Genomic DNA, 13,372 nt, shown 5'->3' on the forward strand with positions numbered 1-13,372 from the left:
TCAGCAAGCACATGTTCGAAGAAAACCGTGGCACCGTCCCGCTCGCGGAACGCCTGCGCCCCCGCACCATCGACGACGTGATCGGGCAGAAGCATCTGCTCGGTCAGGCGAAGCCGCTGCGCGTCGCGTTCGAATCGGGCGAGGCGCATTCGATGATCCTCTGGGGCCCGCCCGGCGTCGGCAAGACCACGCTCGCGCGCCTCATGGCCGCTGCCTTCAACGCCGAGTTCATCTCGCTTTCGGCGGTGCTCTCGGGCGTGAAGGATATCCGCGAGGCGGTCGAGACGGCGCAGATTCATCGCGCGAACGGGCGCCAGACGCTCGTGTTCGTCGATGAAGTGCATCGCTTCAACAAGAGCCAGCAGGACGCGTTCTTGCCGCACGTGGAGTCGGGCCTGTTCGTGTTCGTCGGCGCGACGACCGAGAATCCGTCGTTCGAGGTGAATAGCGCGCTGTTGTCGCGGGCCGCCGTCTACGTGCTGAAAAGCCTGGACGCCGGCGAGTTGAGAGAACTGCTGGAGCGCGCAAGCACTGAACTCGGCGGCCTGACCTTCACCGACGAATCGCGCGACGCGCTGATCGGTTCCGCCGATGGCGACGGCCGCAAGCTCCTGAATAACCTGGAAATCGTCGCACGCGCGGCCGCGCAGCAGAAGCAGACGCACGTGGATGGCGCCTTGCTCGGCAGCGCGCTCGCCGAAAATCTGCGCCGTTTCGACAAGGGCGGCGACGCGTTCTACGACCAGATCAGCGCGCTGCACAAGTCGGTGCGTGGCAGCAATCCGGACGCCGCGCTGTACTGGTTTTGCCGCATGATCGACGGCGGCGCGGACGCGCGTTATCTGGCGCGGCGCATCGTCCGGATGGCCTGGGAAGATATCGGTCTTGCCGATCCGCGTGGCGCGCGCATCGCGCTCGATGCCGCCGAAACTTACGAGCGGCTCGGCTCGCCCGAGGGCGAACTGGCGCTCGGGCAGGCGCTCATTTATCTGGCGGTCGCGCCGAAATCGAACGCGGGCTACAACGCGTATAACGAGGCACGGCGCTTCGTCGGCAAGGATCAGTCGCGCGGCGTGCCGGTGCATCTGCGCAACGCGCCGACGAAGTTGATGAAGGAGCTCGGCTACGGCCACGAGTATCGCTACGCGCACGACGAACCGGACGCCTATGCCGCCGGTGAAACCTATCTGCCGGACGGCATGCGCGACCCGCACTGGTATGCGCCGACGCCGCGCGGGCTGGAAGGCAAGATCGGCGACAAGCTGTCGCGTCTCGCGGAACTCGACGAAGCCTGGCGGCGCGAGCACAAGGATGAGAAGAAGCGGTAAGGGGTGTTGCACGCTGGCGGGTGCTTCGTTTCACTCGCACCGCCCGCCTGTTTCATCGAGCGAATCGAAGCGGCACGCGCCGGCCGTAACCGGTGCGTTAGACTTCACAGCTACTGGCGGCGCGCCTTGCCGCAAAAAATCGGCGGTGCATGATCGCCTGAACGCCAGCCACGGCCGCGCCCGATGCGTGCGCTAAAATCGTCGTTTTCGAATACTTAACAAAAGCATCCCCGACATGCTCGACATTCAACACCTCCGTAAAGACCTGGACGGCGTCGCGAAGCGCCTCGCCGACCGAGGCTACACGCTCGACGTTGCCGCCTTCGTCGCGCTCGAAGCCGAGCGACGCGACATCCAGACCCGCACCGAAGAACTTCAGGCGCGCCGCAATAGCCTGTCCAAACAAATCGGCGCGATGAAAGGCCGGGGCGAGGACACGTCGGCGGTGATGGCGGAAGTAGGCGGCATCGGCGACACGATGAAGGCATCGGCGACGCAACTCGAAAACGTGCAGAAGCGTCTGTCGGACCTGATGCTGACCGTGCCGAATCTGCCTCACGAAAGCGTGCCTGTGGGCAACGACGAGAAGCAGAACGTCGAACTGCGCCGCTGGGGTTCACCGCGCGCGTTCGATTTCGAGGTCAAGGATCACGTCGATGTCGGCGCGCCGCTCGGCCTCGATTTCGAAACCGGCGCAAAGCTTTCGGGCGCGCGCTTCACGCTCTTGCGCGGGCCTATTGCGCGGCTGCATCGCGCGCTCGCGCAGTTCATGATCGACACACACACCGAACAGCACGGCTATACAGAAGCGTACACACCGTACATCGTGAATCCTGAGATTCTCTACGGCACCGGACAGTTGCCCAAATTCGCCGACGACATGTTCCGCGTCGAGAAGGGCGGCGACGAAAACACGGTCACGCAGTACCTCATCTCTACCTCGGAGATTTCACTCACGAACACCGTGCGCGACAGCATCCTCGAAGCGAGCGCGCTGCCGGTGAAGCTGACGGCGCATTCGCCGTGCTTCCGTTCCGAGGCGGGTTCATATGGACGCGACACGCGCGGCCTGATTCGCCAGCATCAATTCGATAAGGTCGAGATGGTGCAGGTCGTCGCACCCGAGCACTCGTACGCCGCGCTCGACGAGATGGTCGGGCAGGCCGAAACCATTCTGCAGAAGCTCGAATTGCCGTATCGCGTGATCACGCTTTGCACGGGCGACATGGGCTTTTCGGCGGCGAAGACCTTCGACCTCGAAGTGTGGTTGCCGGCGCAAAACACCTATCGCGAGATTTCGAGCTGCTCGAATACCGAGGCCTTCCAGGCGCGACGCATGCAGGCGCGCTTTCGCAATGCGCAAGGCAAGCCGGAGTTCGTGCATACGCTCAACGGCTCGGGTCTCGCGGTGGGACGCACACTGGTTGCCGTACTGGAGAATTTCCAGAACGCGGACGGCTCGGTGACCATTCCCGCGGTTTTGCGCCCTTACATGCGTGGCGCAGAGCGTATCGAGGCGCCGGCCGTGGTCTGACGTTTATTTTTAAAAAGGGTCTTGGAAAGCTCGAACGACTTCGTTATACTTTCTTTCTTCGCTTGGCAACGACCCGCTTCGCGAAGGCCGGCAAAGCCTTTAAGGCCTAGGCTGGTAGACGGAAAGGTGGCAGAGTGGTCGAATGCGCTGGACTCGAAATCCAGTGTACAGTTTTGCTGTACCGTGGGTTCGAATCCCACCCTTTCCGCCAAGATACTAAACCCCGCAAGTCGTGAGACTTGCGGGGTTTTTCGTTGAGGGCCCGGTTTCGTTCAAGGCCTTCGCATCACTTCGGCATCACGTCGTGCATCAAGTCGTGCATCGCGCCACATCGAACCTCAGTTCGGGCTCCGGCAACCCGCTGTAGTCATCCACGGATCGCTGCACCTTCACCTCTGTTCCATACGCGGATGGCGTCAAGGTCACGAGCCACGCGTTCGGTCCGACGACGAGCTCCGTCGCTCCTTGATTGCGCACCGTCTGCACCGAAGGCAACCTGCCTTCGAGACAGCCCGATATATCCAACGCACGCCGCGCCGATGAAACATGAATCACGGGCTTCGACGCTCTCAGCTCCGGGCCACTCGTCGAACTGCAGGCAGCCAGCACGGACAAGACCGCGGTAACGGTACAAACGGCATAGACGGAATAAACGGCACGAGCAGCATTCAGGCGATGCAGGTTCATATCTTCAGGCTCGGGTTCTCAAGTGCGAATGCGGGTCACTAGACCACAATCGCGCATCGATCACAAGACCGCATGGCGCGATCGCAAACGCCCGGTGTCGCCACGAAACGCAGCACGCATGCGCCTTTCCAAAGAGAGAGGGCCGCACGAGAGTGCTATCATCGGCCCCAATGTCCTCGTGCACGGCGCGCCCCAAGCGGCGTTTCTCGCGCCACGCACGCAGGCGCGACGAACACATCTGCCAATGGCCATTACGCTCAAGACACCCGCTGACATCGAGAAGTTACGCATCTCCGGCCGCATGGCCGCCGAAGTCCTCGCCATGATCGGGGAACACGTGCGCCCCGGCGTCACCACGGACGAACTCGACGCCCTCTGCAACCGCTTCATCGTCGATGAACTGAAGGCCGTGCCGGCGAACGTTGGCTACATGGGCTTTCCGAAGACGGTCTGCACGTCGGTGAATCATGTCGTCTGTCACGGTATTCCCGGCCCGAAAGAACTGAAAGACGGCGACATCATCAATATCGACGTGGCCATCATCAAGGACGGCTACTTCGGCGACACGAGCCGCATGTACTACGCCGGCACGCCGAACAAGGAAGCGCGGCGCCTCACCGAAACGACCTACGAAGCCATGGTCGCGGGCATCCGCGAAGTGCGTCCGGGCGCGACGCTCGGCGACGTCGGCCACGCAATCCAGACGGTCGCGCACCGGGAAGGCTTTTCGGTGGTGCGCGAGTACTGCGGTCACGGCATCGGCCGCGTGTATCACGAAGATCCGCAAGTGCTGCATTACGGCCAGCGCGGCGCGGGTCTGCGGCTCAAGGCCGGCCTCGTCTTCACCATCGAGCCCATGATCAACGCGGGCCGTCCCGCCACGCAGCAGTCGCGCGACGGCTGGACGGTGACCACGAAGGACCGCTCGCTGTCGGCGCAGTGGGAACACATGGTCGCGGTAACGGAAGACGGCTTCGAGTTGCTTACGCCCTGGCCGGATGGCGTAGGCGCCTACGCCGCGCCGTAAAGAAGCGCGCGAGTACCGTTTGCGCGCGCCGTGATGGTGCGTGAGCGGCGAGAGCGCGTCTGCATGTGCGCTGTAAAGCACTATCCGAGAAGAAAGAATTGACGGGTACGCCCGTTCGGTTGAAGCTACGCGAATGGCCCGAATACCGGAAAGGCCCGAGCGCCTTCGAGGCAGAGAAGCCAGAGAGCCAGAGAGAATTTGCCTGCATGAGCCCCGCATGAGTCCCTCACTGACCGTCAACCGAATCGCCTCGCAACAGGGCGCGGTATTGCGCGAGCTGCGCACGTCGTCGCTGCGCGAAGCGCCCTATGCGTTCGGCGAGACGCTGGAAGATGCGCTGCGCGTCGAGCCGCAATCGTTCGACGACACCGCCGCCGAGCACGCGCATTCGCCTCGCGTCGCGACCTTCCTGCTCTACACGGAAGGGCATCCCTGCGGGCTCGTGCATGCGTATGTCGAGGAAGCCGGATTGGCGCGGGCCTTCGTGGCGGCGCTCTGGGTCGCGCCGGCAGTGCGCCATCTGCGTGGCGGCGAGTTGCTCGTGAACGCCGCGTCGCACTGGCTCGCGGCGCAGGGCGCATCGGAAGTGCATGCGTGGATCGCCGACGAAAACCGCACCGCAATGCGCTTCTACGAACGTCTGGGCTTCGGCCCCACGGGCGATCGCCGCACGATGTCGTCGCACGAACAGGAGCACGAACTGCTCTACGTGCGCCACGTTCAGCGCGAGACCGGCGCGTAAGTCTCGCTTCCCCCTTCCTTCGCGCGTACTCATCGTTTCCGATAGCTGAAACGGGCCGTAAAAAGTATGGCCGCGCGCCCACACGCCTGTAAAATACGCAAAAATTTTGGCCGTTCCTATGTCGCTCAACAAAACGCCCTTCTTCGAACTGCGCAGCGGCTCCGTCGACACGCTCTACTTCGTCGTCAAGACTCCAGACCTCGATGCCCTGCGCACTGAACTCACGCGGCGCTTCGAGGCGACTCCCGAATTCTTCGCGGGCGACGTGGTCGCCATCGACGTGCGCCGGCTCGCCGAGAAAGCCGAAGGCGGCGAAGGCGAGCGCGTCTCGCTCGCGGAATTGGAGACGCTTCTGAAGAGCGTGCGCATGCGGCCCGTGGGCATCGTCGCGTTGCCGGTGCAGCGCTGGGCAATTCAATGGGCAAGCGAGGGCGGCTTGCCGGTCCTCGAGGCGCGCGACCGGCGTGGCGCGCCGAAGCCTTCGGTCGATGAGGCCAAGCCTAACGTCGAGGCCGCCGCGGCGATCGAAGCAGCAGTCGCCATCACGCCGCCGCCCGCGCTGCCGCAGCCGTCGACCATCATCGACCGGCCGTTGCGCTCGGGTCAGCAGGTCTACGCGAAAGGCGATCTTATCGTGCTCGGGCTCGTGTCGTACGGCGCCGAGGTCATCGCGGAAGGCAATATCCATATCTATGCGCCATTGCGAGGCCGCGCGCTCGCAGGCGTGCACGGCAATCACGACGCGCGGATCTTCTGCACTTGTCTCGAACCGGAACTCATCTCCATCGCGGGAATCTACCGGACGACCGAGAACCCGCTCTCGCCCGATGTACAGAGCAAGCCGGTGCAGATCTGGCTGGACGAAGAAAAACTGATGATCGAACCGCTGCGGCTGACCTGACGCCGCGCGCCCGATGCCCCTTGGCGCGCGCTCGATTAAGCAACGCGACGGACCTATTTGACGAACACAAGGTACTTGTATGGCAAAAATCATTGTGGTGACTTCGGGGAAGGGCGGCGTCGGCAAGACGACCACCAGCGCGAGCTTCGCATCGGCGCTCGCATTGCGCGGCCACAAGACGGCCGTGATCGACTTCGACGTCGGTCTGCGCAACCTCGACCTCATCATGGGTTGCGAACGCCGCGTGGTGTACGACCTCATCAATGTGATCCAGGGCGAGGCGAACCTGCATCAGGCGCTCATCAAGGACAAGAAGCTCGAGAACCTTTACATCCTTCCGGCGTCTCAGACGCGTGACAAGGACGCGCTCACGCTCGAAGGCGTGGAGAAGGTGATCGACGAACTGAGCAAGATGGACTTCGAGTACATCATTTGCGACTCGCCGGCGGGTATCGAGTCGGGAGCGCTCATGGCCATGCACTTCGCGGACGAAGCGCTTATCGTGACGAACCCGGAAGTGTCGTCCGTGCGCGACTCGGACCGTATTCTCGGCATTCTCGCTTCGAAGACCAAGCGCGCGATCGAAGGCAAGGACCCGGTCAAGGAGCATCTGCTGATCACGCGCTACAACCCGAAGCGCGTCTCCGAAGGTGAGATGCTGTCGTTGAACGACATCCAGGAGATCTTGCGGATCGAGCTGATCGGCGTGATTCCGGAGTCGGAAGCGGTGCTGCATGCATCGAACCAGGGCTTGCCCGCGGTGCATTTGGACGGCACCGACGTTGCGGAATCGTACAAGGACGTGGTGTCGCGTTTTCTCGGCGAGGAAAAGGCGCTGCGCTTCACGGATTATCAAAAGCCAGGGCTGCTGCAACGTATCTTCGGCACCAAGTAAGGGGACGCAATGTCGATTCTTTCGTTTTTGCTGGGCGAGAAGAAAAAGTCCGCTGCGGTCGCGAAGGAACGCTTGCAGTTGATCATTGCGCACGAGCGCGCGGGTGGCAAAGCCGCCGCCGATTACCTGCCGGCGTTGCAACGGGAACTCGTTGCGGTGATTTCGAAGTACGTGAAGATTACTGACGACGATATTCGAGTGAGCCTCGAACGTCAGGACGATCTCGAAGTGCTGGAAGTGAAGATCGAGATACCGCCGGCATAACGCCGGGCTTGTGTATCGAGATGAACGTATGAAGCCAGGATCGGGCGATCCTGGCTTTTTTCATGGCGACGCTATCGTTTGCGCGCGGCTTCAAATGCGCGTGGCTTTCATCAATATTCGGTTGCACTTCGGTCATCTCGTAATCAGACGTTTGTCTTCCTTTTGACCACGTCGCGCATTGAACGGACATCGGCAGCAAGGTTGCGTTGCCGACATGAAAATCCGCGCCACCCGGCGCGTTCAATGTCCTGGAATACGAGGTCCAAGCATGAAAACTTCCGTTCGCCATTTGCTCGCTTCATCCGCGCTTATCGTCGCTGGCGCGCTCACCGTGACCGCGGCATCGGCCGAAATCGTGATCGTGGCGCCTAGCGCGCCGCCCGCGCCGCGCCATGAGCCGGTGCCGCCCGCACGCGCGGGTTACGTGTGGGATCAGGGTCACTGGAACTGGGAACACGGCCACTACGTCTGGGCGGGGGGCCATTGGGAAGCCGAGCACGTCGGCCATCACTGGGTGCCGGCCGTTTGGGTGGAAGATCACGGCCAGCATCGCTATGTGGCAGGGCATTGGGACTGATCGGCGCGTAAGGCTGATTACTTTTGCGGGGCCGCGTCTTTCTCGACGACGGCCTCGTCTCTTTCCGGCACCTCGGGCGAGGCCGCCGGTTGTGGCAACGGCGCCATATAGCGCTCGGACAGCGCTTCGTATAAAGGCGGCGCGAACAAGCGCGACACGCGGCTCGACACCAGCGCGGTCGCCATCAGCGAGATGACGAGCGCGTGGCCGTTGATCATCTCCATCACGATGACGAACGCTGTAATCGGCGATTGCGTCACGGCCGCAAGATAGCCGACCATCGCGAGCGCGATCATCATGGGCAGCGACATCTGTCCAAACAGCAGATGCAACACGTTGCCGAAGCCCGCGCCAATCGACAGCGACGGCGCGAAGATGCCGCCCGGAATGCCCGGCAGATACGAACCGATCATCGAGATCATTTTCAATAGCGGGTAGAACACCGAAAGATGTTCGCGGCCTTCGAGCAGACCGCGCGCTTCCGCATAGCCGCTGCCGAAGGTCGTGCCGCCCGACACGAGCCCGACGATCGCGATGACCAGTCCGCACAGCGCGGCGAACACGACCGGCCGCGACGCATGCAAATGCCGCAAGGGCGCGGGAATCCACCTCGACGTGTTCAGAAGGAGCCAGCAGAAGACGCCGCCCGCCATGCCCGTGACAATGGCGGTCACGATCACCGCGACGGCCAGCATGTTCGAAAAGTGCGTGCCGACGTCGATGGTGCCGAAATACGTGTAGTTGCCGTTGAGCCCGAGCGCCACGATCCCCGCGATGATGATGCCCGTGATCAGCACGCCGCTCGTGCGCACTTCGAAGCTGCGCGTGAGCTCCTCGATGGCGAAGACGATGCCCGCGAGCGGCGTGTTGAACGCCGCCGACAGACCGGCCGCCGCGCCCGCCAGCACGAGTTGCCGTTCGATCAGCGAGTTCGAGCGCGGGTAGAAGCGCCGCATGTTGAACATGAGCGCCGCGCCGACTTGCACGGTCGGACCTTCACGGCCGATGGTGAAGCCGCCCAGAATCGCGATGAACGATACGGCAATCTTGCTCGCGAGAATCCTGAGCGTAAGCAGCCGTCCGCCGGCTTCCGAAGTCGGACTGTTGAGTACGGCGATGACCTGCGGGATGCCGCTGCCTTCCGAGCCGCGAAAGAACCTGCGCGTGACGAAAACGCATAGCGCGGCGGCGGCCGGTGTGATGACGAGCGACAGCCAGGCGTGCGCGGCGCGCGCATCGAGAAAAAGTCCGTAGCCCCAGTCGATCAGCCGCGCATAGTAGACGGCGATCAGTCCGACGGCGATTGCGCCAAGCCAGAAGATACCGTAGCGACGCCACAGGCCGCGTGTGCGTCGCGCGGTGCGAAGAGAAAGAGAACGTAGCGCTCGGATCATGCGGTCGCTTCGGCCAAAGGGCAGAGTATAGCGAGCGTCCCAAGCATGCGGCAGGTTACGCCTGACGAAGCAGACCCCGGAGCCAGAAAAAAGAACAGGCGCGAGGCTTTCGCCAGGCGCCCAAGAAACGCTCCCGACAACGAGAGCGGAGAGGAGAAGGTTGCCGCGCATGCACGGCACTCCTGAAAAGACTTTTGCCCGTGACGAAAGTTCAATCGGCTTGAAAAATCTTGGTCAGTCGAAAGCTGGACACGTTTTCAGCCGGTAAGCATCTCGAAAGCGATCACCGCGCCGATGGCTCCGATATTCGCAATGAGCGCCTCGCAAACGACGCCGCGCCATGTGAGCGGCCGGAACTTCATCGCAAGGAGCAAGGCCGTCACCAAGGCCAGTGCGATGACCACGACGAGATGCGAACTCTGCAGATGAAAAGGCATTTCAGCCTCCTGTCGATTGAAACGGCATTCCTTCCCGCGACCGGCGTTTTATCGAGTATTAGGTATTGGCATAGTTACTGCAACACCCAACAAAATAGTCATTTTGCCGCCAGCTTCCCGACTGTCTTCAAGTGTTAATTTAAATACGCGTTGATTCAGGGAATTTTCTTTTAAGGCTAGGTACAAACCCCGTATGCGCGCGAACGCCATGTTGGCCGCGCGCCCGACCGCAGTGCGTGGAGCATTCGTCCAATGAGTTCCCCGACCCAACGTTCTCTCGAAGTCGATTTCTTTCGAGGCGTCGTGCTGCTCATTATCGCGGTCGACCATATATCGGGAAGCGTGCTGTCGCACTTTACGCTGCATCAATACGCGTTCTGCGATTCCGCGGAAGTATTCGTCTTCCTCGGCGGTTATGCGTCGGCGGCGGCATACACGGCGCTTGCGACTCGCCGTAGTGCACAAGCCGCCCGCCGACGCTTTTTCAAGCGCAGTTGGGAGATCTATCGCGCCTATCTGCTGACCGCGGTTCTCATGTTGATCGGCGGCGCATTGCTGATGCTCCTCAAGATCGATTCGCCGATGCTGCGGTACACCGAATGGCCGACTTTCCTTGTGCGTCCGGTCGGGCTCTTGTTCGACATCACGACCTTGCGCCAGCAGCCGTATCTTTCGTCAGTCTTGCCGATGTACTCCATCTTCGCGCTCGCGGTGCCTTTCGTGGTTCCGCTCGCCGAGAGGAAGCCCGTTATCGCCATGTTCGGCAGTCTGCTCGTGTGGCTCGCCGCTCTTCCCTTGGCGCGCGCGCTGCCCTCGACCTACGCCGAAGCGTGGTCGTTCAATCCGTTCGCGTGGCAGCTCATGTTCGTGATGGGCATCCTTGCGCGCGTGCAGCCTGTCAGCAACGACTTCCACGCAAGCCGTACTGCGCGTTGGCTGACGTGCGGAGCGATCGCGATCGCACTGACCTTCGCATTCTTCAAGCTCTTCCTGGAAACGCAAGCGCCGCCGGGTTACCTCAAGCAGAACCTGGCGACGTTGCGTATCGTGAGTTTCGCCGCCGTTGCATGGGTGATCGCACGCGCGGTCTATGCGGGATGGATCAAGGCGCTCGCGGCTAAATTGCCGGGCGTGGTGACTATCGGGCAGCAAGGGCTCGTGTGCTTCATCGCGGGCACGTGTGTGTCACTCGTGCTGGATTCGGCGTTGCGCGCCATCGGCATGACGCACTATCAGTGGATTGGCGGTCTCGCCGCCGATGCGCTCGCTGTCGGCACGCTCCTATGGCTCGCGCACTTCTGGGCCGAGCGCAAGCGCACGCGCGTCGAACGGGAACGCAAGCGCGTGCCGCTCATCAAGGGCCAGCCGGTGCCCGCACATGCGGTGAACCAGCGCGATCGCTGAACGCGCCGGTATCGCTATCGAAGTCATTCGAACGCTATTCAAGTGCGATGTCGCGCGTCTCGCGCATGCACAGCACGGCGATGAGGCTCACCGCCGCCGCCGCCGATACGTACCCGCCGACCCACGACAGTCCGCCGCGATTTGCGAGCAATTGCGCGATATAAGGCGCCACCGATGCGCCCAGAATTCCGCCCAAGTTGTACGCGACGCCCGCGCCGGTGTAGCGCACGCTCGTCGGGAACAGCTCGGGCAGGAGCGCGCCCATCGGCGCGAAAGTCACGCCCATCAAGAACAATTCAATGGTCAGAAAGAGCGCGACGTAGACCGTGTTGCCGCTGCCGAGCAGAGGCAGCATTGCGAAGCCGGAGAGAATCGCCGCGAGACAGCCGACGATCAACACGGGCCGTCTGCCGAAGCGGTCGCTGGCGATGGCCGAGATCGGCGTCGCAATTGCCATGAACAGCACGGCAAAACACAAGAGACCGAGGAATTTTTCGCGCGAGAAATGCAGCGTGGAGACGCCGTACGACAGCGAGAAGACCGTCGAGATGTAGAAGAGCGTGTAGCAGACGACCATCGCGAAGGCGCCGAGCAAGGTCGGCGCAAGATAACGGCCGAGCAGCGTGGCGATGGGAACGCGCACGCGCTCGTGACGCTCGACGGCAGTGCGGAATGCGGGCGTCTCCGCGATTTTCAGGCGCACGTAAAGCCCGAGCCCGACGAGCACCGCGCTCACGATGAACGGCACGCGCCAGCCCCAACTGCGGAACTGTTCGTCGGAGAGTGAGAGCGCGAGGCCGAAGAACAGGCCGTTGGAAGCAAGAAAGCCGATTGACGGCCCGAGCTGCGGGAACATGCCGAAGAGGCCTCGCTTGCCCTTGGGCGCGTATTCCGTTGCAAGTAGCGCCGCGCCGCCCCATTCGCCGCCGAGCCCGATGCCTTGCCCAAAGCGCAGGATGCACAGGAGCACGGGCGCAAGACTGCCGATGGAATCGTAGCCGGGCACGAAGCCGATGAGCGTCGTTGAAATGCCCATGACGAGCAGCGACGCGACGAGCGTCGATTTGCGGCCGACGCGATCGCCGAAGTGCCCGAAGATGAACGAGCCGATAGGCCGCGCGACGAACGCAATGCCGAACGTGACGAAAGCCGAAAGCGCTTGCGCGGCCGGCGATCCGTGTGGAAAGAACACCGGCCCGATGACGAGCGCGGCGGCTGTCGCATAGACGTAGAAATCGTAGAACTCGATCGCGGTGCCGATGAAGCTCGCGAAGATCACGCGCGAGGTGCTTTGGGCGCCGTCGCCTGGCTTGGCGGCGGAAAGCGTGGGTGATGACATGGTGTCTCCGTTGTCGTGTCGCTTTTGTGGTGCTTATGGTGGCGCATTCCTGCTCGATGGGCGAGCAAGGCGTAAGAGCGCACGCAAGACGCTTGTTGGGGTGGGCGGTAAAACGGTCGAGCGGCTCGCAGGAGTAGAGCGCGAACCGGACAAAGACTTTCAACGGACGCGAGGGGTAGGCGCGGTCTGAAAGCCATGCCGGAAGCGGGCCCGGCCGGGATGTCAAAAATTATAACGAGCGTGCCGCGAGAGCGCCAATCAATCGATGGTCGTTGCTTGTGGCGAATGCGACGTTTGCAACTGGAAGTGGCCGTCGTCGTTGAACATCCAGCCTTCGAAGAGTTCGAGTTGGCCGTTGCCGTTCAGGAGGCGAGCGGGCGGCACGGGCAATGGCGACGAGCGCCGCAGCGAGGCGAGCGCGGTGGCTTCGGCTTCGTCGTCGCCGTTGGTGCGATACACCGACGAATTGACGACGCGCCCGTTGCGATCCACGGTAAAGGACACCAGCACGAACGAGCGCAGCATGGCTTGCGGCGTGCCCTTCAGCACGTACGACGGATTGCGTTCGAGGATACGTTGCGCGACGCGCTCCTTGTAGTCGCCAAGCGATGCGCGAGACGGTGCGGTTGCGGCGGAGCGTGCTTCGATGACGCTCGGTGGCGGCGTGATCGTGCAGGCGGCCAATGTCGCGGCAAGCACGATGGCGACGCGCGTGGCTGACGGCGGAATCGGTGCTTTAGGCATCGCGAGTAGCATCTGATGACGATGGATCGATGGTAGCCCGTGTCGGCGCCGCAGTGTTTGCGATTCTGCGTGCGCTTCTGGATGCGCTTCTTACAGGCG

General features: G+C 62.4%; 14 protein-coding genes and 1 tRNA gene. 10 read left to right on the top strand and 5 right to left on the bottom strand.

The genetic code is table 11. The annotated features are described in order from the left end of the window. The first annotated feature begins 11 nt into the window (after positions 1–11). The 3 genes from P9250_RS22180 (at position 12) to P9250_RS22190 (ending at position 3,073) form a co-directional block, all read left to right on the top strand. Positions 12–1,328 (top strand): replication-associated recombination protein A, encoded by a 1,317-nt coding sequence (locus P9250_RS22180; protein WP_310395204.1) that lies wholly within the window; start codon positions 12–14, stop codon positions 1,326–1,328. Between the two features lie 235 nt (positions 1,329–1,563). Further along, the gene (serS, locus tag P9250_RS22185) at positions 1,564–2,862 is read left to right on the top strand and encodes a serine--tRNA ligase (RefSeq protein ID WP_250525532.1); all 1,299 of its coding nucleotides are present in this window, start codon (positions 1,564–1,566) and stop codon (positions 2,860–2,862) included. Positions 2,863–2,982: 120 nt separating this feature from the next. Then, a tRNA-Ser gene (locus tag P9250_RS22190) sits at positions 2,983–3,073 on the top strand. 98 nt (positions 3,074–3,171) lie between these two features. On the opposite strand, the gene P9250_RS22195 is transcribed toward P9250_RS22190, so the two are convergent. Next, a complete protein-coding gene (locus P9250_RS22195) occupies positions 3,172–3,549 on the bottom strand; it encodes a hypothetical protein (protein WP_310395208.1) in 378 nt (125 codons plus the stop codon). 244 nt (positions 3,550–3,793) lie between these two features. Between P9250_RS22195 and map the strand changes: the two genes are divergently transcribed. The 6 genes from map (at position 3,794) to P9250_RS22225 (ending at position 7,955) form a co-directional block, all read left to right on the top strand. Further along, positions 3,794–4,576, top strand: coding sequence for a type I methionyl aminopeptidase (gene map, locus P9250_RS22200; protein ID WP_250463762.1), 783 nt, complete (start codon positions 3,794–3,796; stop codon positions 4,574–4,576). 217 nt (positions 4,577–4,793) lie between these two features. Continuing rightward, positions 4,794–5,318, top strand: coding sequence for a GNAT family N-acetyltransferase (locus tag P9250_RS22205; RefSeq protein WP_310395210.1), 525 nt, complete (start codon positions 4,794–4,796; stop codon positions 5,316–5,318). A gap of 118 nt (positions 5,319–5,436) precedes the next feature. Beyond that, entirely contained in the window at positions 5,437–6,219 is a 783-nt protein-coding gene (gene minC / locus P9250_RS22210; RefSeq protein ID WP_244827336.1) for a septum site-determining protein MinC, read from the top strand. Positions 6,220–6,298: 79 nt separating this feature from the next. Then, a complete protein-coding gene (gene minD, locus P9250_RS22215; protein ID WP_244827337.1) occupies positions 6,299–7,114 on the top strand; it encodes a septum site-determining protein MinD in 816 nt (271 codons plus the stop codon). 9 nt (positions 7,115–7,123) lie between these two features. Continuing rightward, positions 7,124–7,378: a cell division topological specificity factor MinE gene (gene minE / locus P9250_RS22220; RefSeq protein ID WP_244827338.1), complete on the top strand. Its 255-nt coding sequence runs from the start codon at positions 7,124–7,126 to the stop codon at positions 7,376–7,378. A gap of 268 nt (positions 7,379–7,646) precedes the next feature. Next, the gene (locus P9250_RS22225) at positions 7,647–7,955 is read left to right on the top strand and encodes a YXWGXW repeat-containing protein (protein ID WP_250491967.1); all 309 of its coding nucleotides are present in this window, start codon (positions 7,647–7,649) and stop codon (positions 7,953–7,955) included. A gap of 17 nt (positions 7,956–7,972) precedes the next feature. On the opposite strand, the gene P9250_RS22230 is transcribed toward P9250_RS22225, so the two are convergent. Beyond that, positions 7,973–9,349 carry a chloride channel protein gene (locus P9250_RS22230; RefSeq protein ID WP_310395213.1) on the bottom strand — a complete coding sequence of 459 codons (1,377 nt, stop codon included), beginning with the start codon at positions 9,347–9,349 and terminating at the stop codon, positions 7,973–7,975. A 257-nt stretch (positions 9,350–9,606) separates the two neighbouring features. Continuing rightward, positions 9,607–9,786: a hypothetical protein gene (locus P9250_RS22235; RefSeq protein ID WP_244827341.1), complete on the bottom strand. Its 180-nt coding sequence runs from the start codon at positions 9,784–9,786 to the stop codon at positions 9,607–9,609. Between the two features lie 252 nt (positions 9,787–10,038). Here P9250_RS22235 and P9250_RS22240 point away from each other — a divergent pair, with 252 nt between their 5' ends. Then, positions 10,039–11,190: an OpgC domain-containing protein gene (locus tag P9250_RS22240; protein ID WP_244827342.1), complete on the top strand. Its 1,152-nt coding sequence runs from the start codon at positions 10,039–10,041 to the stop codon at positions 11,188–11,190. A 34-nt stretch (positions 11,191–11,224) separates the two neighbouring features. Here the strand turns inward: P9250_RS22240 and P9250_RS22245 are convergent, their stop codons facing one another. Together P9250_RS22245 and P9250_RS22250 are read right to left on the bottom strand one after the other, a co-directional pair. Beyond that, a complete protein-coding gene (locus tag P9250_RS22245; RefSeq protein WP_244827343.1) occupies positions 11,225–12,529 on the bottom strand; it encodes an MFS transporter in 1,305 nt (434 codons plus the stop codon). A gap of 258 nt (positions 12,530–12,787) precedes the next feature. Further along, the gene (locus P9250_RS22250) at positions 12,788–13,273 is read right to left on the bottom strand and encodes a TonB family protein (protein WP_310395216.1); all 486 of its coding nucleotides are present in this window, start codon (positions 13,271–13,273) and stop codon (positions 12,788–12,790) included. Between the last annotated feature and the right edge of the window lie 99 nt (positions 13,274–13,372).

This window comes from Caballeronia sp. LP006 (assembly GCF_031450995.1).
GTDB lineage: Bacteria > Pseudomonadota > Gammaproteobacteria > Burkholderiales > Burkholderiaceae > Caballeronia.